Source organism: Streptomyces sp. NPDC052109, assembly GCF_040680195.1.
Lineage (GTDB): Bacteria > Actinomycetota > Actinomycetes > Streptomycetales > Streptomycetaceae > Streptomyces.
The window spans coordinates 981,156-1,005,798 of record NZ_JBFAWF010000001.1 but is presented as its reverse complement, the minus strand read 5'-3'; the positions used below and the strand labels follow the sequence as shown (position 1 = coordinate 1,005,798).

The 24,643-nt window shown below is 72.1% G+C and carries 20 protein-coding genes and 1 pseudogene; 11 read left to right on the top strand and 10 right to left on the bottom strand.

The annotated features are described in order from the left end of the window. Window positions 1-25 precede the first annotated feature (25 nt). Entirely contained in the window at window positions 26-382 is a 357-nt protein-coding gene (locus AB0L59_RS04575) for an iron-sulfur cluster assembly accessory protein (protein WP_023551351.1), read from the bottom strand. 264 nt (window positions 383-646) lie between these two features. Between AB0L59_RS04575 and nadA the strand changes: the two genes are divergently transcribed. Next, window positions 647-1,831: a quinolinate synthase NadA gene (gene nadA / locus AB0L59_RS04570; RefSeq protein WP_365579094.1), complete on the top strand. Its 1,185-nt coding sequence runs from the start codon at window positions 647-649 to the stop codon at window positions 1,829-1,831. Between the two features lie 348 nt (window positions 1,832-2,179). Here nadA and AB0L59_RS04565 read toward each other — a convergent pair whose 3' ends face one another. The 5 genes and pseudogenes from AB0L59_RS04565 to AB0L59_RS04545 form a co-directional block, all read right to left on the bottom strand. Next, window positions 2,180-5,281 (bottom strand): efflux RND transporter permease subunit, encoded by a 3,102-nt coding sequence (locus AB0L59_RS04565; protein WP_365579092.1) that lies wholly within the window; start codon window positions 5,279-5,281, stop codon window positions 2,180-2,182. Window positions 5,282-5,460: 179 nt separating this feature from the next. Continuing rightward, on the bottom strand, window positions 5,461-6,135 hold the full coding sequence (locus AB0L59_RS04560; RefSeq protein WP_365579090.1) for a response regulator transcription factor: 675 nt from the start codon (window positions 6,133-6,135) through the stop codon (window positions 5,461-5,463). Next, window positions 6,132-7,360: pseudogene (locus AB0L59_RS04555) on the bottom strand (histidine kinase). Before AB0L59_RS04555 ends, AB0L59_RS04560 begins: the two are co-directional and overlap by 4 nt. 663 nt (window positions 7,361-8,023) lie before the next feature. Continuing rightward, window positions 8,024-8,302: a hypothetical protein gene (locus AB0L59_RS04550; RefSeq protein WP_365579088.1), complete on the bottom strand. Its 279-nt coding sequence runs from the start codon at window positions 8,300-8,302 to the stop codon at window positions 8,024-8,026. A 32-nt stretch (window positions 8,303-8,334) separates the two neighbouring features. Next, window positions 8,335-9,126: a PspA/IM30 family protein gene (locus tag AB0L59_RS04545; protein WP_365579086.1), complete on the bottom strand. Its 792-nt coding sequence runs from the start codon at window positions 9,124-9,126 to the stop codon at window positions 8,335-8,337. Window positions 9,127-9,362: 236 nt separating this feature from the next. Here AB0L59_RS04545 and AB0L59_RS04540 point away from each other — a divergent pair, with 236 nt between their 5' ends. The 3 genes from AB0L59_RS04540 (at window position 9,363) to AB0L59_RS04530 (ending at window position 11,892) form a co-directional block, all read left to right on the top strand. After that, on the top strand, window positions 9,363-9,989 hold the full coding sequence (locus AB0L59_RS04540; protein ID WP_365579084.1) for a DUF3043 domain-containing protein: 627 nt from the start codon (window positions 9,363-9,365) through the stop codon (window positions 9,987-9,989). Window positions 9,990-10,072: 83 nt separating this feature from the next. Next, window positions 10,073-10,774, top strand: a complete 702-nt coding sequence (locus AB0L59_RS04535) for a methyltransferase domain-containing protein (RefSeq protein WP_365579082.1) — start codon at window positions 10,073-10,075, stop codon at window positions 10,772-10,774. 56 nt (window positions 10,775-10,830) lie between these two features. Continuing rightward, window positions 10,831-11,892, top strand: a complete 1,062-nt coding sequence (locus tag AB0L59_RS04530) for a trypsin-like peptidase domain-containing protein (RefSeq protein ID WP_365579080.1) — start codon at window positions 10,831-10,833, stop codon at window positions 11,890-11,892. 40 nt (window positions 11,893-11,932) lie between these two features. On the opposite strand, the gene AB0L59_RS04525 is transcribed toward AB0L59_RS04530, so the two are convergent. Then, window positions 11,933-12,145 carry a hypothetical protein gene (locus tag AB0L59_RS04525; RefSeq protein ID WP_055709718.1) on the bottom strand — a complete coding sequence of 71 codons (213 nt, stop codon included), beginning with the start codon at window positions 12,143-12,145 and terminating at the stop codon, window positions 11,933-11,935. An 80-nt stretch (window positions 12,146-12,225) separates the two neighbouring features. Between AB0L59_RS04525 and AB0L59_RS04520 the strand changes: the two genes are divergently transcribed. After that, on the top strand, window positions 12,226-13,428 hold the full coding sequence (locus tag AB0L59_RS04520; protein ID WP_365579078.1) for a bifunctional adenosylcobinamide kinase/adenosylcobinamide-phosphate guanylyltransferase: 1,203 nt from the start codon (window positions 12,226-12,228) through the stop codon (window positions 13,426-13,428). Window positions 13,429-13,450: 22 nt separating this feature from the next. On the opposite strand, the gene AB0L59_RS04515 is transcribed toward AB0L59_RS04520, so the two are convergent. Then, window positions 13,451-14,428 (bottom strand): class I SAM-dependent methyltransferase, encoded by a 978-nt coding sequence (locus tag AB0L59_RS04515; RefSeq protein ID WP_365579076.1) that lies wholly within the window; start codon window positions 14,426-14,428, stop codon window positions 13,451-13,453. Between the two features lie 133 nt (window positions 14,429-14,561). Between AB0L59_RS04515 and cobT the strand changes: the two genes are divergently transcribed. From cobT to AB0L59_RS04500, 3 genes are all read left to right on the top strand, one after another. Next, complete coding sequence (cobT, locus tag AB0L59_RS04510) at window positions 14,562-15,641, top strand: nicotinate-nucleotide--dimethylbenzimidazole phosphoribosyltransferase (RefSeq protein ID WP_365579074.1); 1,080 nt, start codon at window positions 14,562-14,564, stop codon at window positions 15,639-15,641. 187 nt (window positions 15,642-15,828) lie between these two features. Then, the gene (locus AB0L59_RS04505; protein WP_365579072.1) at window positions 15,829-17,625 is read left to right on the top strand and encodes a phosphatidylglycerol lysyltransferase domain-containing protein; all 1,797 of its coding nucleotides are present in this window, start codon (window positions 15,829-15,831) and stop codon (window positions 17,623-17,625) included. A gap of 10 nt (window positions 17,626-17,635) precedes the next feature. Continuing rightward, on the top strand, window positions 17,636-18,388 hold the full coding sequence (locus tag AB0L59_RS04500; RefSeq protein ID WP_365579070.1) for a hypothetical protein: 753 nt from the start codon (window positions 17,636-17,638) through the stop codon (window positions 18,386-18,388). On the opposite strand, the gene AB0L59_RS04495 is transcribed toward AB0L59_RS04500, so the two are convergent. Continuing rightward, window positions 18,328-19,092, bottom strand: a complete 765-nt coding sequence (locus tag AB0L59_RS04495) for a hypothetical protein (protein WP_365579068.1) — start codon at window positions 19,090-19,092, stop codon at window positions 18,328-18,330. The two genes, AB0L59_RS04500 and AB0L59_RS04495, sit on opposite strands and share 61 nt — an antisense overlap. 60 nt (window positions 19,093-19,152) lie before the next feature. Between AB0L59_RS04495 and AB0L59_RS04490 the strand changes: the two genes are divergently transcribed. Then, on the top strand, window positions 19,153-19,941 hold the full coding sequence (locus AB0L59_RS04490; RefSeq protein ID WP_365579066.1) for an adenosylcobinamide-GDP ribazoletransferase: 789 nt from the start codon (window positions 19,153-19,155) through the stop codon (window positions 19,939-19,941). A gap of 33 nt (window positions 19,942-19,974) precedes the next feature. Here AB0L59_RS04490 and AB0L59_RS04485 read toward each other — a convergent pair whose 3' ends face one another. Continuing rightward, window positions 19,975-20,238, bottom strand: coding sequence for a hypothetical protein (locus AB0L59_RS04485; protein ID WP_365579064.1), 264 nt, complete (start codon window positions 20,236-20,238; stop codon window positions 19,975-19,977). Window positions 20,239-21,306: 1,068 nt separating this feature from the next. On the opposite strand from AB0L59_RS04485, the gene AB0L59_RS04480 reads away from it, so the two are divergent. Next, a complete protein-coding gene (locus AB0L59_RS04480) occupies window positions 21,307-22,842 on the top strand; it encodes a leucyl aminopeptidase (RefSeq protein WP_365579062.1) in 1,536 nt (511 codons plus the stop codon). A 363-nt stretch (window positions 22,843-23,205) separates the two neighbouring features. Beyond that, window positions 23,206-24,594 (top strand): dihydrolipoyl dehydrogenase, encoded by a 1,389-nt coding sequence (lpdA, locus tag AB0L59_RS04475; RefSeq protein WP_363218075.1) that lies wholly within the window; start codon window positions 23,206-23,208, stop codon window positions 24,592-24,594. Window positions 24,595-24,643: the final 49 nt, after the last annotated feature.

Sequence of the window (24,643 nt, the reverse complement as noted above, 5' to 3'; positions counted from 1 at the left end):
AGGCCGTCAGGCCGGATCCGTCGGCTCAGCTGAAGGAGTCGCCGCAGGCGCAGGAGCCGGTCGCGTTCGGGTTGTCGATCGTGAAGCCCTGCTTCTCGATCGTGTCCACGAAGTCGACGGTGGCGCCGCCGAGGTACGGAGCGCTCATGCGGTCCGTGACGACCTTGACCCCGCCGAAGTCCTTCTCCACGTCGCCGTCGAGCGAGCGCTCGTCGAAGAAGAGCTGGTAGCGCAGGCCGGAGCAGCCGCCGGGCTGGACGGCGACACGCAGCGCCAGGTCGTCGCGGCCTTCCTGGTCGAGCAGGGCCTTGACCTTGGCCGCGGCGGCGTCGGTCAGGATGATGCCGTCGGTGACGGTGGTGGTCTCGTCCGATACGGACATCTACATCTCTCCCGGGTTGTACGGAGACTGCTTGGCGACGAGTTCAACCGGCGCTTCCGCGGATTCATTCCGGGCCGGGCAGTCACGTTGTCGCGTTTTTGCTTCCGTCTTCATGCTCGCACATGGCCCACGAGGCCGACAGCGGCCTGTAGAGGGACGTGAGCGGGATTCACGTCACATGGACGTTATGGCCGTCGTCAAACTGACGTGAACCAGTTATGATAGATAGCGTCAGTTAGACGAAAAGTAGAAAGGGTGCGTGTCGTGACCACCGCCCAGACCCCGGAGCTCGACGTGCAGCCGACTCCGCTCGCCCTGCTGCTGCTCGGCCGTGAGGCCGACCCGAAGAGTGAGCGGGGCGTCGAGTGCCCCGGTGACCTGCCCTCGCCGTCCGACCCCGACCTGGTCATGCGCGCCCGCGCGGCCAAGGAGAAGCTCGGCGACAAGGTCTTCGTGCTCGGTCACCACTACCAGCGCGACGAGGTCATCCAGTTCGCCGACGTCACGGGTGACTCCTTCAAGCTGGCCAGGGACGCGGCCGCGCGCCCGGAGGCCGAGTACATCGTCTTCTGCGGTGTGCACTTCATGGCCGAGTCCGCGGACATCCTCACCTCCGACGACCAGAAGGTCGTCCTGCCCGACCTCGCCGCCGGCTGCTCGATGGCCGACATGGCGACGGCCGAGCAGGTGGCGGAGTGCTGGGACGTCCTGACCGAGGCCGGGATCGCCGAGCAGGTCGTCCCCGTCTCGTACATGAACTCCTCGGCCGACATCAAGGCCTTCACCGGCAAGCACGGCGGCACCATCTGCACCTCGTCCAACGCCAGGCGCGCGCTCGACTGGGCCTTCGAGCAGGGTGAGAAGGTGCTGTTCCTGCCGGACCAGCACCTCGGCCGCAACACCGCCGTCCGGGACATGGGCATGTCCCTGGACGACTGCGTGGTCTACAACCCGCACAAGCCGAACGGAGGCCTGACGGCGGACGAGCTGCGGGCCGCCAAGATGATCCTGTGGCGCGGCCACTGCTCGGTCCACGGCCGCTTCAGCCTCGACTCGGTCAACGACGTCCGTGAGCGCATCCCCGGCGTGAACGTCCTGGTCCACCCGGAGTGCAAGCACGAGGTCGTCGCCGCCGCGGACTACGTCGGCTCCACGGAGTACATCATCAAGGCCCTGGAGGCGGCCCCGGCCGGCTCCAAGTGGGCCATCGGCACCGAGCTGAACCTGGTCCGCCGGCTGGCGAACCGTTTCGCCCCCGAGGGCAAGGAGATCGTCTTCCTGGACAAGACGGTCTGCTTCTGCTCGACCATGAACCGCATCGACCTGCCCCATCTGGTCTGGGCCCTGGAGTCCCTCGCCGAGGGCAACCTGGTCAACCGCATCAAGGTCGACAAGGAGACGGAGGCGTTCGCGAAGCTGGCGCTGGAGCGGATGCTGGCGCTGCCGTAGGCGGCCCTTGCGCGTGTCAGGGGCGCTTCCCGGTGTCGGGAGGCGCCCCTTTCGTGCCATGAGGCCGGCGAGCCACCGAAGCAGAGGCGTGACATGACTGCTGTGGCGCACGGACCCACCACGCCGACTGTGGCCTCGCGGTCCTTCCCGGGCTGTACACCTGGTCCACGATCAGTCGGTGTAGTCCTCGTGGTCCCCGTCCGGTGGCGTACCCGCCCATGGACCGCGACGCCTCCTCGGTCGCGCTCCCGGAACCGTTCGCCTTCGAGCTGGAGACCTCGGACTTCCTCCGACGTCCGCTCGCAGGCCCGCCCGGTCGTGCGGGGGGCCTGCGAACCGGTGCACCGCCTACACGCCGGCCGGTTCCAGCACCTCCGTCCGCGGGGCCTCACGCTTCGCCGCCCGCTTCTTCGCCCGCCGCTCCTTGCGGAGTTCGAGCGTCGCGTAGAGCGTCGGGACGAGGAGCAGCGTCAGCAGGGTCGACGTGATCAGGCCGCCGATCACGACCACCGCGAGCGGCTGGGCGATGAAGCCGCCCTCGCCGGTGACACCCAGGGCCATCGGGAGCAGGGCGAAGATCGTCGCCAGGGCCGTCATCAGGATGGGGCGGAGTCGGTGGCGGCCGCCCTCCACGACGGCTTCCACGACGCCGTAGCCCTGCCTGCGGTACTGGTTGATCAGGTCGATCAGCACGATCGCGTTGGTCACCACGATGCCGATCAGCATCAGCATGCCGATCATCGCCGGGACGCCCATCGGGGTGCCGGTGGCGACCAGCAGGCCGATCGCGCCCGTCGCCGCGAACGGGATGGAGACCAGCAGGATCAGCGGCTGGGCCAGCGAGCGGAAGGTCGCCACCAGCAGCATGAAGACGATCGCGATCGCCGCCAGCATGGCCAGGCCCAGGTTCCTGAACGCGTCGCTCTGGTCCGACGTCACGCCGCCGATCTCGGCCTTCGCGCCCGCCGGCAGCTTCAGCGCCTTGATCTTCGACTGGAGTTCGGTGCTGATCGCACCCGTGTTGTCACCCGTCGGCTTGGCCGTGACGGTGGCGGCGCGCCGGCCGTCGATGCGGGTCAGCGACACCGGGCCGTCCACCAGCTTCACCGTGGCGATGTCACCCAGCTTCACCGGGCCGAGGCGCAGGTTCTTCAGCTGCTCCAGGGTGGTCGCGGGCTTCGCCGACCTCACCACGACATCGCGCTCGGTGTCGTCGAGGATCGCCTTCGCCGCCGTCGTACCACGGACCGCCTGGGCGACCGCCGCGCCGAGCTTGTGGTCGTCGAATCCGGCCGCCGCCGCCTTGGCGCCCGCCTTCACCGAGATCCGCGGCACGCTCGTCGAGAGGTCGCTGGTGACGTCCGTGACGCCGTCGAGGCCCGCGACCGTGGAGCGGACCTGCTCCGCCGCCGTGCGCAGCGCCTCGGGGTCGGCGGCCTTCACCACGACGCTCAGGTTCTGGTTGCCGAAGCCGTCACCGGCCGACACGGTGGTCGTCCCGATGCCCTTCAGCTTCTTCAGCCCGTCCTCCAGGTGCTGCTGCACCTTGTCGTACGACTTCGAGTCCTTCAGCATCACCTGGTACGACGCCTGGTTGGTGTCCGTACCGCCCCCGAAGGCCGCCATGAAGCCCGAGGAGCCGACGGTGACCTGGTAGTCCTTCACCCCCTCGGTGGAGACGAGCAGCTTCTCCACCCGCTTGGCCTGCGCGTCCGTGGCGGCCAGGCTCGTACCCGGCTTCAGCTCCTGCTTGACCGTGATGACCTCCTGCTCTCCCTGGTCGAAGAAGTTCGTCTTGAGCAGGCCGCCCATGCCGAACGTGACGACGAGGACCACGATGGCGATCAGCACGCTGGTGAGGCGGCGGCGCGTGGCGAAGCGCAGGACGGGTACGTAGGCGCGCTGGAGGCGGCTGTTCGCCTCCTTCTCCTCGGCCCTGCGGCGGGCCTCCTCGGCGTCCTCGGGGGTGCCCTTGGGTGCGCGCAGGAACCAGTACGACAGGACCGGGACGACCGTCAGCGACACGAGCAGGGAGGCCAGCAGGGCCGCCGTCACCGTGATGCTGAACGAGCCGAACAGGGCGCCCACCATGCCGCCGACCAGGCCGATCGGCAGGAACACGGCGACCGTGGTGAGGGTGGAGGAGGTGACCGCGCCGGCCACCTCGCGCACGGCGTTCAGGATCGCGTCCGTGCGCTCCTCGCCGTAGCCGAGGTGCCGCTTGATGTTCTCCAGGACCACGATCGAGTCGTCGACGACCCGGCCGATGGCGATGGTCAGCGCGCCGAGCGTGAGCATGTTCAGGGACAGGCCGCGCGTCCAGAGCACGATCAGGGCCAGCACCACCGACAGCGGGATGGAGACCGCCGTGACCAGCGTCGAGCGGATCGACGCGAGGAAGACCAGGATGACGAGGACGGCGAAGAGCAGACCGAGCGCGCCCTCGGTGGTCAGGCCCTTGATGGACTTCGACACGGCCGGGCCCTGGTCGCTGACGACGGTGAGCTTCGCGCCCGAGCCGAGCTGCTCGCGCAGGTCGGGCAGCTTGTCCTTGACCGCGTTCGAGATGGTGACCGCGCTGCCGTCGTGGTCCATGGTCACGTTGACGGCGAGGCTGGGCCTGCCGTCGGTGCGGGTGAGGGAGTCGGCCGGGGCCGGCTGCTCCTTGACGGTGGCCACGTCACCGAGGCGTACGGGCTTCCCGCCGCCCTCGCCGGTGACCATCAGGTCCTGGATCTGCCCCAGCGAGGTGAAGCCGCCGCCGACCTGGACGGTACGGCTCACGCCGTTCTCGTCGAAGGAGCCGGCCGGGACGGTCGCGCCGCCCGCCTGCAGGGCCTGGCCGAGCGCGGCGGAGGTGAGGCCGGCCCGCGCGAGCTTCGCGTCGTCCGGGGTGACCGTGACCTGGAGGTCGCGGACGCCGGTGACCTGGACGCGGCCGACGCCGTCGATGTCCTTCAGCGCCGGTACGACGGTCCTGTCCAGCTGGTCGGCGAGGGCCTGCTGGTCCGTGCCGGAGGTGACGGCGAGGACCACGGTCGGCATGTCGTCGGTGGAGCCGGAGACGACCTGCGGGTCCACGCCGTCCGGGAGCTGGTTGCGGGCCCGGTTCACGGCCTGCTGGACGTCGGAGACGATCTGCTTGGTGTCGTTGCCGTAGTCGAAGGACGCCATGATGACGGCGTTGCCCTCACTGGCGGTGGAGGTCACGCCCTTGACGCCCGAGACACCCTGGAGGTTGTTCTCGATCGGCTCGACGACCTGCTTCTCGACCACGTCGGGCGAGGCCCCCTGGTACGGCGCGATCACCGACACCATGGGCAGGTTGATGGTGGGCAGCAGCTGCTGCTTGATCTGGGGTATCGCGATCAGCCCGAAGACGAGCGCGACGAGCGACATCAGGCCGATCAGGGCCCGTTGCCGGAGGCTGAATCTCGACAGCCAGGACATGGATCAGGGTCTCTCTTCTGTGAGCGGCAGAAGTGCTTCCGAGCACGGCGGCAGCGGCGAAGGGACGCAGGTGAGCGCCCACCCCAACACCCTGGGCCCTCACGGGGGACCGAACCGTAGGCCCAGAGTCCATTTCCTTATCCGGGCCCTACTCCGCCCGCAGTACGCCCGGGTGGAGATCAGTCCATCCTCGGACGTACCAGCCCCGACTCGTACGCGATCACCACCAGCTGCGCCCGGTCCCGTGCGCCCAGCTTGGCCATGGCCCGGTTGACGTGCGTCTTCACCGTGAGCGGGCTGACCGCGAGTCGCTCGGCGATCTCGTCGTTGGAGTGGCCGCCGGCGACCTGGACCAGCACCTCGCGCTCCCGCCCGGTGAGCGCGCCGAGCCGCTCGGAGCGGGCCGGGTCGCGGCCGTCGTCGCCCTGGGACAGGAAACGGGCGATCAGCCCCTTGGTGGCGGCAGGCGACAGCAGGGCCTCACCGCCCGCCGCGACCCGGATGGCGTTCAGCAGCTCCTCGGGTTCGCTGCCCTTGCCGAGGAAGCCGGACGCGCCGCCGCGCAGGGCCTGGATGACGTAGTCGTCCACCTCGAAGGTGGTCAGTATGACCACGCGGACCTCCGCCAGCGCGGGATCGGCGCTGATCAGCCGGGTGGCGGCGAGCCCGTCCGTGCCCGGCATCCGGATGTCCATGAGGACCACGTCCGCGGCCCGCTCCTTGGCCAGCCGAACCGCCTCCGCTCCGTCGGAGGCCTCCCCCACCACCTCCATGTCGGGCTCGGAGTCGACCAGCACCCGGAACGCGCTGCGCAGCAGTGCCTGGTCGTCGGCGAGCAGGACACGGATCGTCATGCGGTCTCCCCCGGGGCCGGCGTACGGGTCTTGAGGGGCAGGATCGCATGGACGCGGAAGCCGCCGCCGTAGCGGGGCCCGGTGGTGAGGGTGCCGCGGAGCGCGGTGACCCGCTCGCGCATGCCGAGCAGTCCGTGTCCGCCGCCGGCCCCGGGCACACCGGCCGCGCCCGTGCCGTCGTCCAGCACGGTGACCTCGATGTGGGGCCCCACTCGTACGACGCTGACCTCGGCCTTCGCCTCCGGCCCGGCGTGCTTGCGCACATTGGTCAGGGCCTCCTGGACGATCCGGTAGGCGGCCAGGTCGACGGCGGCGGGCAGGTCGGTGCCCTGGTCGGCGCGGGCCACCTCCACCGGCAGGCCCGCATTGCGGAAGGTGCCGGCCAGCTCCTCCAGCCGGCTGAGGCCGGGGGCGGGCTCGGTGGGGGCCTCGGGGTCGCCGGACTGGCGCAGCAGGCCCACGGTGGCGCGCAGCTCGTCGAGCGCGGAGCGGCTGGCCTCGCGGACGTGCGCGAGGGCCTCCTTGGCCTGGTCGGGCCGCTTGTCCATGACGTGCGCGGCCACTCCGGCCTGCACGTTCACCAGGGCGATGTGGTGGGCGACGACGTCGTGCAGATCGCGCGCGATGCGCAGCCGCTCCTCGGCGACCCGGCGGCGGGCCTCCTCCTCGCGGGTGCGTTCGGCTCGTTCCGCCCGCTCCCGGATGGCCTGGACAACCGCGCGCCGGCTGCGCACGGCGTCCCCGGCGGTGGCTCCGATGCCGGTCCAGGCGAGCACACCGAGGTTCTCCTGGGCGTACCAGGGCAGGGGGCCGCCGAGCATGGCGGCGGCCGTCAGCACGGTCATGGTGAGCAGGCCGACGCGCCAGCTGGTGGTGCGGTCGGTGGTCGCGGCGACGGTGTACAGGGCGACACGGCGGACATCGCGACCGGGGCGCGGGGGTCGCCGGTGACGCACTCGACCGCGGAGAGCGCTCCGGTGACGGCGAGGACGGTCTTGGGGGCGCGGCGGCGGAAGACGAGCGTGGCCGCGGCGAGCAGCATGAGGAGGAGGCTGAGGGGGTCGGGGGTGCGGATGCCCCAGGTGACGCCGTGCGCTCCGCGAGGGACGACGAGGGAGCCCGCGACCATGCAGGCCAGGACGCCCGCGGCGATGGACGCGTCCAGCGCGAGGGGATGGGCCCGCACGCCGCAGCGGGCGCGATCGAGAGTGCGGACGGTACTCACGAGGTGAACAGTACGGGGGCTTTTCGGTGCCTTGTACGGGTGAGCGCCCCGGAGGGTCGCGGGACCTGTCGACACGCGGCTCCTCCGCGTGGGCGCGCGGGACACGAAGGGCCCGCGGCCGCCGGACCGCGGCGCGCCCCGAGCCATGAGGCGTTCGGTCGCCCGACGGGCCGTCAACTGTCAAGCCCTGTCGGTCGGATGTGCTCAGTCTCCTCGCCGGCGTCCCGCCGCCGAAAGCACCCCGTGCGCCCGCACTCGCTCCGGGTGATCCGGTCCGCCGCAGCCGTCGCCCTGGTCTCGGCCACCGGCCCGGCCGGCTCGGTGCGGGCCGTGACGTACGGCACACCGACGATCAAGCCGTCCACCGCCTGCCTCTCGGGCGCCGTCGGCAGCACGGGCGACCCCGTCGTCGCCGGCGCCCGCCACACCACCGCCCACGTCGGCTTCCGGGCCCCGTTCGTGCCGCCGCAGAACGGTGGGCCGCCACGACGACAGCGACCCGTACGCCCTGTACTGCCGGGACGGCGTCGCCGACCTCCACGGCGACGGGACCGGGGCGAGGGACCTCACCACCCGGAGTCGCAGAGGTCCCGCACCACCTGGTTCACCCCTGAACTGATCCTGAGCACTCCCCCGGACCGGGCCGGACGGGCTCGGCCCGCCTCAGCCCGGGATCAGTCCGTCGTCGCTCAGCATCTGCCGGATCTCGTCCAGCGAGGCGTCCGGCGCCGGAAGGATCAGCTCCGAGGGCTCCAGGGCGTCGTCCGGCAGAGGTGTGCCGAGTCGGCGCACGGAGTCGAGGAGGGCGCCGAAAGTGCGGCGGAAGCCCTCCTCGTCGCCGCGCTCCATCTCCGCCAGCAGCTCGTTGTCCAGCTTGTTCAGCTCGACGAAGTGGGAGTCGTCCAGCTCGACCTGGCCCTCCCCCATGATCCGTACGATCACGTCGGCCTCCTCGGCTCGGGTCCGGCGCCGGACTACTGCTTGTCGAAGCGCGGGGTGTCCTGCGGCTGCTGCTGGGTCTGCCCCTGCCCGGCGGCGCCCTCGATGGCCTGCTGCGGGGAACCCCCGGCCAGCTCGGCCTTCATGCGCTGCAGTTCCAGCTCTACATCCGTACCACCGGAGAGCCGGTCCAGCTCGGCCGCGATGTCGTCCTTCGCCGTGCCGGTCGGGTCGTCCAGGGCACCGGAGGCGAGCAGTTCGTCGATGGCTCCGGCGCGGGCCTGGAGCTGCTGCGTCTTGTCCTCGGCGCGCTGGATGGCCAGGCCGACGTCGCCCATCTCCTCGGAGATGCCGGTGAAGGCCTCGCCGATCCGGGTCTGGGCCTGGGCGGCGGTGTAGGTGGCCTTGATGGTCTCCTTCTTCGTGCGGAAGGCGTCCACCTTGGCCTGCAGGCGCTGGGCCGCCAGGGTGAGCTTCTCCTCCTCGCCCTGGAGAGTCGCGTGCTGCGTCTCCAGGTCGGTGACCTGCTGCTGGAGGGCGGCGCGCCGGGACAGCGCCTCGCGGGCGAGGTCCTCGCGGCCGAGCGCGAGCGCCTTGCGGCCCTGGTCCTCCAGCTTGGTGGACTGCTGCTGCAACTGGTTGAGCTGGAGTTCCAGGCGCTTGCGGCTGGTCGCCACGTCGGCTACGCCGCGGCGGACCTTCTGCAGCAGCTCCAGCTGCTTCTGGTACGAGTAATCGAGGGTCTCGCGCGGGTCCTCGGCCCGGTCAAGGGCCTTGTTCGCCTTCGCGCGGAAGATCATCCCCATACGCTTCATGACACCGCTCATGGGCTTCGCGCGCCCCCTTCTGACGGACTCCAGCTCACAGATCCTGCGACAGGACCCACAGTACGGGCCCTGACTCCATTACCGCACTGTTCGGGGACGGATGCGCTCATCCCCAAGGACGACTGCGGACCGTATCGCTCCGGCCCAAGGAGTAGGTGACCCCCTGGCGGAACGCCCCCTCTGTCCCCCTACAGACGTCCGGTGTTGCCGGATCGTTCCCCACGGGGCTGGGGTCCATGCCGGTGATGCCCTTACCCTTGGGTTTTGTGTTCCGTAGCCGTGCCAAGGACGAGAAGGCCCCCGCCGACAAGACGCCGGTGGTCCTCTCCAAGCAGCCCCGTGACCCGCAGGCCCCGAAGGGCAGGCCCACGCCCAAGCGCAGTGAGGCCCAGTCCCAGCGGCGCAGCGTGGCCCACACGCCGACCAACCGCAAGGAGGCCGCGAAGCGCAACCGCGAGGAGCGGCGCCTCGCCCTGGAGCGGCAGCGCCAGGCGCTGGCCAGCGGTGACGAGCGCTATCTGCCCGCCCGGGACAAGGGACCGGTCCGCAAGTTCGCCCGCCACTGGGTGGACTCGCGGTTCAACGTGGCGGAGTTCTTCCTGCCGCTCGCCGTGGTGATCCTGGTGCTGAGCGTGGTGCGGGTGCCTGCGATCCAGTCGATCGCGCTGCTGCTGTGGCTGGTGGTGATCGTGCTGATCGTGGTGGACGCGGCGTTCAGCGGTTTCCGGCTGAAGAAGCGGCTCAAGGAGCGCTTCCCGGACGAGAACACCCGTGGCGCGGTGGCCTACGCCCTCATGCGCTCCCTGCAGATGCGCCGGCTCAGGTTGCCGAAGCCGCAGGTCAAGCGCGGAGAGCGGCCCTGAGCGCAGACGCCTTCACCGGGGACGCGGCCCACGCCTGGCTGAACAGGCTGGGCAGGCTGCGTGATGTCGTACGGCAGGAGCTGGTGGCCCGGCAGCTGGACGAGCAGATAGCCGGGCGGTTCCCGGTGGGACAGCGGCTGCGGGTGCTCGACGTGGGCATGGGCCAGGGCACGCAGGCGCTGCGCCTGGCCCGGCTCGGCCATCAGGTGACCGGCGTCGAGCAGGACGCGACCATGATCGCCGCCGTCCGTGAGGCGCTGGCCGCCGAGCCGGAGGGCATCCGCGAGCGGGTGCGGCTGGTGCAGGGCGACGGGCGGGACACCGGTGTGCACTTCCTGCCGGGCAGCTTCGACGTGGTGCTGTGCCACGGCGTGCTGATGTACGTCGAGGAGCCGGACCCGCTGGTGGCGGGCCTCGCCCGGATGCTGGCGCCCGGCGGACTGCTGTCCCTGCTGGTGCGCAACGGCGACGCCCTGGCCGTGCGCCCGGGCCTGTGCGGTGACTGGGCGGGCGCCCTGGCCGCCTTCGACACCACCACCTACCGCAACCGCCTGGGCCTGGACGTACGGGCCGACAGGCTGGCGTCCCTGACCGCCACCCTCGACGGGATCGCGGCCCCGCTGCACGCCTGGTACGGCGTCCGGGTCTTCACGGACACGGCGGCGGACGACGCGGAGATCCCGGAGGACCTCCAGACGCTGCTCGCGGTGGAGGAGCGGGCCGGCCGCACGGACCCCTACCGCGGGGTGGCGGCGCTGCTGCACCTGTGCGGCGTACGGGGCTGAATCCGTTCGGGTCAACACCGCGGGCCGGTTGATCGCCGCGAGGTGAGACTCGGGGTATGGACGCTTCTCTCAGCCGTGCCCTGCGCAGGGTCGGCGCCGCCGCCGCGCTGGTGTGCTGCCTGGCCGCCGGCTGCGGCTCCGCCGCTTCGCAGGCGCAGCAGAACACCGGGACGACCGCGCAGGCGGACTCGCCGACGGCCGCGAATGGTCTGCAGAGCGACTACCAGAAGGTCGTGAAGGAGGTACTGCCGTCGGTCGTGCAGATCCAGGCGAGCCGCGAGTTGGGCTCCGGGGTGGTGTACGACGGCAAGGGGCACATCGTCACCAACGCGCACGTCGTCGGGTCGGAGAAGACCTTCAAGGTGATCGCGGCCAACAGCGAGCAGCCGCTCACCGCGCGACTGGTGTACTCCTACCCCGAGCAGGACCTGGCCGTGATCAAGCTGGACAAGGTGCCGGCCGGGCTGAGGGCGGCGGTGTTCGGTGACTCCGAGAAGGTGGACGTCGGCCAGATCGTGCTGGCCATGGGCTCGCCGCTCGGACTGTCGTCCAGCGTGACCGAGGGCATCGTCTCGGCGACCGGACGGACCGTCAGCGAGGCCGGCGGGGGCACGGGCGCGACGATCGCGAACATGGTGCAGACCTCGGCCGCCATCAACCCCGGCAACAGCGGGGGCGCCCTGGTCAATCTCGCCGGGCAGGTCATCGGCATCGCGACGCTGGGAGCCGCCGACCCCGACCTCGGGGGCAGCGCGGCGCCCGGCATCGGGTTCGCCATCCCGGCGTCGTTGGTGAAGACGATCGCCGGCCAGATCGTGAAGCACGGCAAGGTCGTCGACTCGGGGCGGGCCGCGCTCGACATCACCGCGCGGACCGTCGTGGACGAGCGCTACCAGCCGGCCGGGGTGGCGGTGGTCAGCGTGAAGCCCGGCGGCGCGGCCGACAAGGCGGGTCTCAGAGCGGGCGACATCATCACCAAAGTGGCCGGTCGGCCGGTCAACACCGCCACCTCCCTCGCGGTGGCGCTGGCCTCGGCGAAGCCCGGCCAGCGGATTTCGGTGACCTACCAGCGCGGCGGCAGCGAGAGGACCGCGAAGGTGACGCTGGGCCGGCAGTGACGAGGGGTGCGGCCCCCGGGGCCGCACCCCTCCGCGCGGGTCACGCCGCGTCGGCGTGCAGGCTCATCGGCCCGTAGATCTCGGTGTTCTCCTCGAACAGCCGCACCTGGTCGGCGCCGCCCTCCAGGAGCGCCTTCCAGTGCTCGCCGATCCATGACTCGGCATCCCCCTGCGTGGTGAACTCCTCGGGCTGCACCGCGGGCTGGACCTCCGTCCCGTCGGCCTTCTCGAACCGCCACGTCCATGCCGTCATGTGGGCCTCCTTTGATCCAACACCTGGTGGAAGACTAGCCGGAAGCGCAAGACCTGATCGGACGGGCGAAAATCGTTTCCGTGGAAGTGACTCTGCTCGGTACCGGCGCCCCGGCCGGACTGCCCCGCCCCGACTGCCCGTGCGCCGCCTGCGCGAGCGCACTGGGCCCGGATGCCCGCGCGGCCACGGCCGTGCTGGTGGACGGCACGCTGCTGCTCGACCTGACGCCGGGTGCGGCGTTCGCGGCGGCGCGGGCCGGGCATTCGCTGGGCGGGGTGCGCCAGGTGCTGCTGTCGCATCCGCACGACGGCCCGGTGGTGGAGGTGCCGGCCGGGCTGCCGCAGCCCGGGCGGGTGCCCGACGGGCGCGAGTTGGCGCTGCTGACGGGACATCGGGTGCGTGCCGTGGCGATGGACGCGGGCGGCACCGGCTACGCGGTGACCGGGCCGGACGGGCAGCGGATGCTGTACCTGCCGCCGGGCGGGGCGCCTGCCGGACTGGAGGAGAGTACGGCGGAGTCGTACGACCTGGTCCTCCTGGACGTCGTGGGCCGCCCGGACGCGCTGGCGCGCCTGCGGGCGGTCGGCTCGGCCGGCCCGACGACGGACGTGGTCGCGGTCCACCTCGACCACGACGTACCGCCCGGCCCTGAGTTGCGGCGCCGGCTGGCGGCGGCCGGGGCGCGGGCGGTGCCGGACGGTACGACACTGATGGTCGGCGTGTACGAGGACGTGCCGGACGTGCCGCGCCGGACGCTGGTGCTGGGCGGGGCGCGCTCGGGCAAGTCGGTGGAGGCCGAGCGGCGCCTCGGGTCCTTCCCGGACGTGCTGTACGTGGCGACCGGCGGGACGCGCGGCGGGGACGACGAGTGGGCCGAACGGGTGGCCGCGCACCGGGAGCGGAGGCCGGGGTCGTGGCGTACGGCGGAGACGACGGACCTGGTGCCGCTGCTGCGCGAGGACGGGCCGCCGTTGCTGATCGACTGTCTGTCGCTGTGGCTGACGGACGTCATGGACCGCGTGGGGGCCTGGGACGACGCGGAGTGGGCGGGCGGGGGCGAGAAGTCCCTGCGGGAGCGGGTGCGGGAGTTGACGGAGGCGGTGCGCTGTACGCGGCGGACGGTGGTGGCCGTGTCGAACGAGGTGGGGTCGGGAATCGTGCCCGCGACGGCGTCCGGCCGCCGGTACCGGGACGAACTCGGGCGGCTGAACGCGGCGTTCGCGGACGAGTGCGAGCAGGTCCTGCTGGTGGTCGCGGGGCAGGCGCTGGTGCTGCGCGGCTGAGCGGCCGGCCGGGACCGCACACCTAGGCCGTGTTCTTGCGGGCCACCACGCGATAGGCGTTGGAGAACGGGGTTCGGCGCAGCAGGGGCGCCAGGATGTTGTCCAGCGCCCAGGCCACGTCGAGCACGGGGGCCGCGGCCGCCTTCAGCAGCGGGGGCGCGGGGGCGAGGACCAGAGCCACGGCGGCCGAGAGGTCGTAGGGGATGTGGGGCGCGCGCCGGTCCGTGACCAGGATCGTGCAGCCCTGCCGCTCCAGTTCCGCGCGGAGGTTGGCCGGCGGGATCAGGTGCAGGTGGCGGGGCTGGCCGTACGGAAGCCACCACTTGCCGAGCAGGGTGGCGAACGCGCAGCGCGGGTCGGGGACCTCGACGACGAGGTGACCGCCGGGGCGCAGGACCGTGAGGGCCGCACGGAGTTCGGCGCGCGGGTCGGGGGCGTGCTCCAGGTGGTGGAACATGCTGACCACGTCGTAGCGGGCACGCAGGCGGGCCGTCATGCCCGGGGTGGTGAGGAAGCCCCGGTGGGCCTCCTCGACCCGCTCCTCCAGGAGGGCCTGCTCCACCCGGCCCGTCGGGTCCAGGCCGTCGAAGCTGGTGTAAGGGAAGAACTCCTTCGCCGCCTCGGGGAAGTGGGCGTGGCCCGTGCCCACGTCCAGCCAGCTCTCCGGTTCGGGGAGCGCCGACAGCTGGTGGGCGGTGGAGCGGTGCCGGCGGCGGACCGCGCGCGCGGAGAGGATGCGGGCCGTGAACTCCTCCAGCCGGCGCTCGTAGAACTCCCGGTGGAAGAAGGCGAGTCCCTCCGCCGTGAGCCGGGGGTTCTGGAAGGCGTGGCCGCACGCGCGGCACGCGTCGACGAAGAACGTGCCCGCCCGGTCCCGCACGGGGTCCTTGGCGCGCACCCGCGTCCGCAGCTTCTTCGCGCCGCACCAGGGGCAGTCCTCGCGGCGCGGCTCGTGGACATGGTCGGCGACGGGGGGTGTGGTCCGGGGCGAGGTCGGCATGGGCGGCTCCCTGAGCGACATTCCGCTGCAAACCGGAACGTATGGGATCCCGATCTTGGGTGCAATGACGTTGTGGGGGTGTGGTGGCCATGTGGCGCGGAAGCGTTCGTCCTCTGGCGGTACTGTTCGGCGAATGAGCAGGCTTAATCTGGACGACTTCACCGATCTGATCGAGCGCCCGGACGGGGGCGTGCGCCGTGACGCCGAGGCCCGGCGGGAGCGCCAGATCGTGCCGCCCGGGGCGCTGGGCCGCCTCGACGAGCTGGGCGAGTGGCTGGCCGCCGCGCAGGGCGCCGTACCGGTACGGACCGTGGAGCGGCCGCGGGTGATCCTCTTCGCCGGTGACCACGGCGTCGCGGAGCTGGGCGTCTCGGCGCGTCCCGCGGGCGGTGCGGAGCAGCTGGTGCGGGCCGTGCTGGAGGGCGCGAGGCCGGTGTCCGTGCTCGCACGCCGGCTTCAGGTGCCCGTACGGGTCGTGGACATGGCCCTGGACTGCGATCCGGGTGCCTTCCCGGAGGACGTCGTACGACACCGGGTGCGGCGCGGCAGCGGCCGCATCGACATCGAGGACGCGCTCACCCTGGACGAGGCCGAGGCGGCGCTGCGCGCGGGCGTCGCCGTCGCCGACGAGGAGGCCGACTCCGGTACGGACCTCGTCGTGCTCGGCGACATCAGCGTGGGCGGGACCACGGCCGCGGCGGTGCTGATCGCCGCGCTGTGCGGGACCGACGCTTCGGTGGTGACCGGGCGGGGCGGGCTCGCGATCGACGACCTGGCGTGGATGCGCAAGTGTGCCGCGATCCGGGACGCGCTCAGGCGGGCGCGGCCGGTGCTCGGGGACCAGTTGCAGCTGCTGGCGACCGTGGGCGGGGCGGACCTCGCGGCGATGACCGGGTTCCTGCTGCAGTGCGCGGTGCGCAAGCTGCCGGTGATTCTCGACGGGGTGGTGGCCGCGGCGTGTGCGCTGGTCGCGCAGCGGGTCGCCTTCCGGGCGCCGGACTGGTGGCTGGCCGGGCACGACAGCGGGGAGCCGGGGCAGGCGAAGGCGCTGGACCGGATGGCCCTGGAGCCGCTGCTGGAGCAGGGGGTGCGGGTCGGCGAGGGCGCGGGTGCGTTGCTCGCGCTGCCTCTGGTCCGGTCCGCGGCGGCGCTGGCCGCCGAGTTGCCGGAGAAGCCGGAGACCGGGAAAGAGCCGGAAGGGACCGTGGAGTAGTCGGGTTTCGGCCGGTTCGGCACCTCCTCCACCGCCTCGAGGGCACGGAGGCGCCGGACGGCCGTCTCGGCTCGGCGCCGTCGCGGCGGGACGCGCTCCCCGGCCGGACCGGCCGCAAAGGCGTACGCACGCCACAGAGACCGGAAAGGTACGGTTGGCCAGGGCGGCACCCATATGATCCTGACCCATGGGAGATGCCCGAATTGCCGCGCCGCCGCAAGCCGAGCCGGGGCGCCCGGGTGAGGAGGGGCGGCTGTCCACCGGGGGCTCCCGGCGGGCCGCCGCCTTCGCTGTCTGGTACCTGCGCACCGTCGCCTTCGTCAACTTCCTCAGCGCGGTCTGGGTCTCGCTCGGGCAGGACGTGCGCCGGCACAACCAGGACGACTTCTTCACGCCGTACCTGCTGACGGCCGGCTTCGCCTCGGGCGTGTTCACGGCGTTCCTGGCGATCACCATGCGGCGCCGAAAGCGGGCGGCCTGGATCCTCAACCTGGCGCTCAGCGGGGCCTTTCTCGCCCTGTTCGCGCTCGCCATGGCGTTCCCGGAGATCCGGCGGTACGCGCAGAACTGGATCTCACTGGGCGTCACGGCCGCGTTCGTCGGCGCGCTGCTGACGGGCCGTCGGGAGTTCTACGCCAAGGGCGACCGCTCCAATCCCCGGCTCGCGGCGACGGTCGCCGTCGGCGGCGGGCTGGTCGCGAGCCTGCTGGCCGGGCTGCTGGTGACGGTGACCAACCAGGCGCCGCAGGCGGCCCGTTCGACCTTCCTGGAGCGCTGGCACTACGGCACCCTGCGCCTGGTGTCGGTGGCCGCCGACGAGAACCGCTTCCCCGGGATCGCCCCGCCGAACTGGGCCAACGTGGCGATCAACGTACTCAGCACGGCCCTCGTCCTCGCCGTGTTCTACGCCGCGTTCCGCTCCCGGCGCGCCGTCGACCCGCTCACCGAGGACGACGAGAAGCAGCTGCGGGCCCTGCTGGAGCGGCACGGTGAGCGGGACTCGCTGGGCTACTTCGCGCTGCGCCGGGAGAAGAGCGTGGTGTGGTCGCCCACCCGGAAGGCGGCCGTCGCCTACCGGGTGGTCGGCGGCGTGAGCCTGGCCTCCGGGGATCCGCTCGGGGATCCGGAGGCGTGGCCGGGCGCGATCGCACCGTGGCTGGCGGAGGCACGGGCACACGGGTGGATCCCGGCGGTGATGGGGGCGAGCGAGGAGGCGGGGACCGTCTACGCCCGGCACGGCCTCGACGCCCTGGAGCTCGGCGACGAGGCGCTCGTGGAGGTCGCCGACTTCACGCTGGAGGGCCGGGCGATGCGGACGGTCCGGCAGGCGTACAACCGGGTGAAGCGGGCCGGGTACCGGGTGCGGATCCGGCGGCACGAGGACATCCCGGCGGACGAGATGGCGTATCTCGTCGAGCGCGCGGACGACTGGCGGGACGGCGCGACCGAGCGCGGCTTCAGCATGGCGCTCGGCCGGCTCGGGGACCCCGAGGACGGGCGGTGCGTGATGCTGGAGTGCACGGACGCCGAGGGCCGGCTGCGCGCGCTGCTGTCGTTCGTGCCGTGGGGACCGCACGGGCTTTCCCTGGACCTCATGCGCCGGGACCGGCACTCGGACAACGGCCTGATGGAGTTCATGGTCCTCGAACTGCTGCGCCGGGCCGGAGAGATCGACATCACCCAGGTGTCACTGAACTTCGCGATGTTCCGTTCGGTCTTCGAACGTGGCGCACGCCTCGGCGCCGGCCCGGTGCTGAGGCTGTGGCGGTCGCTGCTCAGCTTCTTCTCCCGTTGGTGGCAGATCGAGTCGCTGTACCGCGCCAACGCCAAGTACCGGCCCATCTGGGAGCCGCGGTTCCTGCTCTTCGAGAAGAGCGCGGACCTGCTGCGCATCGGCCTCGCCTCGGCCCGCGCGGAGGGCTTCCTGGAGGCGCCGGGACTGCCGAAGTGGCTGCACCGCAGGCACCTGGACACGCACCGGTGAGGAACGCCCGATGAGATCGCTCGCCCGCTCGGCCCGTGAGGAGTGGGGGCTGCTGTACGTCACCGTCCGGGAGGCCCTGCTGAAGGGGCGCCTGCGGGCGGCGCCGATGACGGTCGCGGCGGTGTGCCTGACGGCTCTTCTGCAGTACGTGCAGAACCGGTCGTGGGGCTATCAGTTCGTGCAGAACGTGGGCGCCGTACGGGCCGAGGACCCCCTGTGGCTGGCCCTGCTGCGCACTCCCCTGTCGCTGTTCGTCCCGGCGCTGGATCTGCCGGTGTGGGGCGCGCTGGCGCAGATCCTGCTGGTGTTCGGGATCGCGGAGATCTGCATCGGCTGGTGGCGGACGCTGGTCATCGCGTACGTCGCCACGGTCGCCGGGACCCTGTACGCGCGCATCGGCATCTCGCTCGGCGCGCATGCCCCGTTCGGACTGCCGTGGACGGACGCGCAGGTGGTGGACACCGGTCCGTCGGCGGCCGTGGTGGGGCTCGCGGTGTTCGTGAGCTGGCGGTACGGCGCCTACCTCACGGCCGGCGCGGTGACCCTGGCGATGGTCGTCGAGGTACTGGTCAAGGAAAACCTGGCGGGCAAGGAGCATATGGCCGCGCTGATGGCGGTGGGGCTGCTGTGCCTGCTGGTCGCGGTGCGGCACCGGTACGGGTTCCGGCCGTTGCGGGCGTACGGCCGCCGGGTGCGGCAGGGTCAGCGGCGGTCGGGCAGCCGGGCCGGGCGCGGATCGGGTCTGCCGCCGATCCAGTCCTGAAGGGCGCGGGCGCGCAGGGCCCAGCGGCGGTCGTGGCGGTAGGCGCGCAGGGCGGCCCTGGCGCGGGCGCGGGGGCGGCGGCCGTAGAAGCGGCGGGCCCACGGGGAGCCGGGGCGGGCCAGCCGGACGGCACCGACCAGGGCGACGAGCGGCACCACCGCGCCGAAGACCGCGACCCGCGTCTTGCCCTTGCTCAGGGCGACGAGCGCGCAGAGGAAGTTCACGAGGATCGTGGTGAGGGCACCGCCACGGTCCTGGAGTTCCTGCGCGGACAGGTCGTTGACGCCGAACGGGGAGAAGCCGGCGAGCAGCAGTCCGACGAGCGCGGCGGTGAGCACGACGACCTCGACGCTCTTGCGGCCCTCCTCGCTCCAGTAGACGTCGTCCAGGTGCAGGATCAGCGCGAACTCGTCCAGGACCAGCCCCGCGCCCATGCCGAACACCACGGCGGCGAGGGCACCGCCCGCGCCGTGCCGGTCGCTGGCGACCGCGCCGAAGCCGCCTACGACGGTGAGGACGACCCCGGGCACGACGTGGTGGATGTGCAGCCCGCCCGCCTTGACGTTGCCGAACGGGCCCCTGCCGGCCCGGATCAGCCGGGTGATCACCCTGGTGACCACGAACGTGAGCAGGAAGGCGGCGAGGGCGAGCAGCAGCGGGAGCTTGCCCGGTTCGAGGATGTTCCGTTCCCACCAGTGCCCCATATGCGCACCTTATCCCTGGGCCCGGCGGGCGGCTCCGCGACCGCGGGGTAACCTTCGCCGGTGCTCAAGTCCTCCCCCCTCGACGGGCTCCGCTTCGCCTTCGGCACCCTCACCGTGCTGCCCGTCCGGGTGCACCGCTGGGACCGCCCGGCGGCGCGCGACGGCATGCTGGCGGCGCCGGTCGCCGGTCTGGTCGTGGGCGTCTGCGCGGCCGGACTCGGGCTGCTCCTGCTCCTCCTGGGCGCCGGCCCGCTGCTCGCCGCCGTCGCCTCCGTCGCCGTGCCCGCCGCACTGACCCGGGGTCTGCACCTCGACGGACTCGCCGACACCGCCGACGGCCTGGGCAGCGGCAAGCCCGCGGAGGACGCGCTGCGGATCATGAAGCAGTCGGACATCGGCCCCTTCGGCGTCCTCACCCTGGTCCTGGTGGTCCTGGCCCAGGTCGCGGCGCTGGCGCAGCTGTACGGCGCGTCCTGGGGCCGGGGCGCCCTGGCGGCCGTCGTCTCGGGGGTCGCGGCCCGCCTGTCCCTCACCCTGGCCGCCCGCCCCGCGGTTCCGGCCGCCCGCCCGGAGGGGCTGGGCGCGGCGGTGGCCGGGGTGGTGCCGGTACCGGGCGCACTGGCGGTCACGGCGGCGGTCACGCTGGCCGCGGCGGCGGGCGGGTCGGCGCTGGGTCCGTACGACGCCCTGCGCGCGGCGGTCGCCGTACCGCTCTCCCTGGCCGTGGCCGAACTCCTGCTGCGCCACTGTGTACGCCGCTTCGGCGGGGTGACGGGAGACGTCTTCGGCGCGTTGGAGGAGACGGCCGCGACGGCGGCGCTGATCGCGCTGTCGCTGGGCCACCACTGAGCTCTTCGCCTGCCCCGGACGAGGGAGCGCCCGTTACGCGCCAGCCGGCCGCCGCTCCCTCGCCAACCGGCTCGCCGGCACCTGTGCCTTCCAGCGGGCGGAGTCCAGCCCGATGGGCAGGGTGCCCCACGGGCTGCGGTACGTCGCCCAGGGCCCCTCGAAGGTGACGAGGAGGCCGGCGAGCGCCCCGTACGCGGGATGCGGCGCGGTGCCGTGGTTCAGTACGAGCGGGCCGAGGGCGCGGGCGACGGCGGCCAGCCGTTCGTAGGGCCCGAACTCCTCGATTCCGGTGCTCACTTGGTCCAGGAAGACGCCCTGCGTGCCGTACCAGGTGCGGTGCCGGGTCGGTCGCTCACGACGTCCTCGTACGGCCTGCCGGCGTATCCGGCGTCGACGTAGCCGAGCGGGGTGACGCTCGCCCCGCGCAGCCGGGCGGCGGTCTCGGCGAAGTCGGCGTCGGGGGGGGGCGCCGGGACCGCTCGCGGGGCGGATCGCCGCCCATGCGGCGGGGCGGACGGACGGGTGCTCGTAGTAGGGGACCAACAGGGTGCTCATCGGTGGGCCGTTACCCTTCCGGGCAGGCCGCACCCCAGCGCGGACTGGCCCGAGGCGGCCGCCGCGTACACGACGAGCGCGACGTCGTGGGCGTACTCGCCGAGCAGGCTGCCGGTGCCGCCGGGGACGGGGATGTCGACGTACGGGGTGAAGCCGGTGCGGGGGTGCGCGACGAAGCCTTAACTCTCGTCCACGGGAGGGGAATCGGCCTCGAAGGAGAAGGCACCCCGCAGATGGCCGAAGGGGCGCGCCCGCCCGGCCGACGTGACGGTGGCCGTACGGCCGTCGAGGGGGCCGGCGTCGCCACGCCGTCCGTGCAGTCGAGGCCCACCTCCGGGTGCGCCCAGGTGAACGCGTCCACCGGGGAACGCCGTACTTCTTCTCGTACGACTCCAGGGCCGTCTCGTCGGCCGGGCTCGCGCCGACCGGTCCGGCGCCGTCGTCGACGACCAGGACCCTGAGGTCGACGCGTGGATCGGTGGCCGCTCTCCAGCGGTGCGCACGGTGCGTCCTGAACCGGTTCCTCCCCCACAGGCCGGCGGACGGACGGCCCGCCGGAACGCGGCGACTATGGCTCGTTCACCGGCGCCCGGGAGGCGGAAATGGCCACGACGCCACGCACAGGTGAACACCCGCAGGAATGAGCGAACGCGCACACGCGCGTAGTCTCGTCCCGGGTGTTCGCCGACAGGGTGAAGGCCCCGGTTGCCACCTGCGCCCAGGCATGGACCTAGGGTCGGCTCTCGGGCCCGGTCGACCCACCCCATTTCGGCCACAGCAACTTCACATCGGAAGCGAGATTTCACCACCGTGACTGCTCTGACTCTCAGCACCGCAGCGGCGCCCGGCCTGCGGGCCGACGCGATCGTGATCGGTGTCGCCAAGGGCACCAAGGGCCCCGTCGTAGCGCCGGGCGCCGAGGCCGTGGACAAGGCGTACGACGGCAAGCTGGCCGGCGTCCTGGAGACCCTCGGCGCCTCGGGTGCCGAGGGCGAGCTCACCAAGCTGCCCGCGCCCGCCGGCTTCAAGGCCCCGCTCGTCGTGGCGGTCGGCCTGGGCGCGGAGCCGGACGCCAAGAGCGAGGACGCCGGCTACGACGCCGAGGCGCTGCGCAGGGCCGCCGGCGTGGCCGCGCGTGCGCTCGCCGGCTCCAAGAAGGCCGCGTTCGCGCTGCCGGTCGACAGCCCCGGCGCGCTCGGCGCGATCGGCGAGGGCATCCTGCTCGGCGCGTACTCCTTCGACGTGTACAAGGAGAACGGCAAGGACCCGAAGGCCAAGAACGGGAAGGCGCCGCTGGCCGAGGCCGCGCTGCTCGGCGGCAAGCCGCGCGACGCCGCCCACAAGGGTGCCGTCGCCCGCGCCGTCGCGGTCACCGAGGAGCTGAACCGCGCCCGCGACCTGATCAACATGCCGCCGAACGACCTCACCCCGGCCATCTTCGCCGGCATCGCGCAGACGGCGGCCAAGGAGCACGGCATCAAGGCGCAGGTGCTCGACGACAAGGCCCTGACCAAGGGCGGCTACGGCGGCATCCTCGGCGTCGGCGGCGGCTCGGCGGCCACCCCGCGCCTGGTGAAGCTGTCGTACAGCCACCCGAAGGCCGAGAAGCACCTCGCCCTGGTCGGCAAGGGCATCACCTACGACTCGGGCGGCATCTCGCTGAAGCCGGCCGGGCACAACGAGACGATGAAGTGCGACATGAGCGGTGCCGCCGCCGTGTTCGCCGCCGTCGTCGCCGCCGCGCGGCTCGGCCTGGAGGTCAACGTCACCGGCTGGCTGGCGCTGGCCGAGAACATGCCGTCCGGCTCCGCCGTGCGCCCGGGTGACGTGCTGCGCATGTACAGCGGCAAGACGGTGGAGGTGCTCAACACCGACGCCGAGGGCCGGCTGGTGCTCGCCGACGCGCTGTGGGCGGCCTCGCAGGAGAAGCCGGACGCGATCGTGGACGTCGCGACCCTCACCGGCGCGATGATGCTGGCGCTGGGCAGCCGGACGTTCGGCGTCATGGCGAACGACGACGCGTTCCGCTCCGCGGTGTACGAGGCGGCGGAGGAGGTCGGCGAGCCGGCGTGGCCGATGCCGCTGCCGGAGCACCTGCGCAAGGGCATGGACTCCCAGGTCGCCGACATCGCGAACATGGGTGAGCGGATGGGCGGCGGTCTCGTCGCCGGGCTCTTCCTGCGCGAGTTCGTGGGCGAGGGGATCACCTGGGCGCACCTGGACATCGCGGGTCCGGCGTTCAACGAGGGTGGCCCGTTCGGGTACACGCCGAAGGGTGGTACGGGTTCCGCGGTACGCACCCTGGTGCGGCTCGCCGAGCTGACGGCCGCGGGGGACCTGGGCTGATCCGCCTGAGAGGCCGGGCCGCTCCGTAGTGCGGCGACCGCAGGGGCGTGGGGGCTGTTCGCACGGTTCCCCGCGCCCCTTCAGGTCGGCTGCGGCCGGCCTTCCCGGCAGGTGAACCCCGGAGGGCCGGTCGCACTCACGCGGCGGAGCCGCACGTCGACACGGCCCCGCGCCCGTTCGGGCGCTTGTACGTGGGGTGTCTCACACTCCAGCCCGGCGTCTCGTCCGCCTCGAACAAGTGCAAAGATGGAGCCCGGCAGGACAGGGCCCCCACCTTAGGGCCGAAGCATCAAGCGGCCGGACACCAGCCGCCTGCCGGTCATCGGAGACCGGCGTACGGCGCACATGCATGGAGGACGTGACGTGGCGAACGACGCCAGCACCGTTTTCGACCTAGTGATCCTCGGCGGTGGTAGCGGTGGTTACGCCGCGGCCCTGCGCGGAGCGCAGCTGGGCCTGGACGTCGCCCTGATCGAGAAGGACAAGGTCGGCGGCACCTGCCTGCACCGGGGTTGCATCCCCACCAAGGCCCTGCTTCACGCGGGCGAGATCGCCGACCAGGCCCGCGAGAGCGAGCAGTTCGGCGTCAAGGCGACCTTCGAGGGCATCGACGTCCCGGCCGTCCACAAGTACAAGGACGACGTGATCTCGGGCCTGTACAAGGGTCTGCAGGGTCTCATCGCGTCCCGGAAGGTGACGTACATCGAGGGTGAGGGCCGGCTGTCCTCCCCCACCTCGGTCGATGTCAACGGTCAGCGCATCCAGGGCCGCCACGTCCTGCTGGCGACCGGCTCGGTGCCGAAGTCGCTGCCGGGCCTGGAGATCGACGGCAACCGCATCATCTCCTCCGACCACGCCCTCGTCCTGGACCGCGTGCCGAAGTCCGCGATCATCCTCGGCGGCGGTGTCATCGGTGTCGAGTTCGCCTCGGCGTGGAAGTCCTTCGGCTCGGACGTCACGATCATCGAGGGCCTGAAGCACCTCGTCCCGGTCGAGGACGAGAACTCTTCGAAGCTTCTTGAGCGCGCGTTCCGCAAGCGCGGCATCAAGTTCAACCTCGGCACCTTCTTCCAGAAGGCCGAGTACACCCAGGACGGCGTGAAGGTCACCCTGGCGGACGGCAAGGAGTTCGAGGCAGAGGTCCTCCTCGTCGCCGTCGGCCGTGGCCCGGTCTCGCAGGGCCTGGGCTACGAGGAGGCCGGGGTCGCCATGGACCGCGGTTACGTCCTCGTCGACGAGTACATGCGGACCAACGTCCCGACCATCTCCGCCGTCGGTGACCTGGTCCCGACGCTCCAGCTCGCGCACGTCGGCTTCGCCGAGGGCATCCTGGTGGCGGAGCGTCTGGCCGGCCTGAAGGTCGTTCCGATCGACTACGACGGTGTCCCGCGGGTGACCTACTGCCACCCGGAGGTCGCCTCCGTCGGCATCTCCGAGGCCAAGGCCAAGGAGATCTACGGTGCGGACAAGGTCGTCGCTCTGAAGTACAACCTGGCGGGCAACGGAAAGAGCAAGATCCTGAAGACCGCGGGCGAGATCAAGCTCGTCCAGGTCAAGGACGGCGCCGTCGTCGGCGTCCACATGGTCGGCGACCGCATGGGCGAGCAGGTCGGCGAGGCCCAGCTGATCTACAACTGGGAGGCGCTGCCGGCCGAGGTGGCCCAGCTCATCCACGCCCACCCGACGCAGAACGAGGCGCTCGGCGAGGCCCACCTGGCCCTGGCGGGCAAGCCGCTGCACTCCCACGACTGAGCCTTCGGTCAACGGGCGCGACGACACAGACTTCCGCAATTCGTTAGGA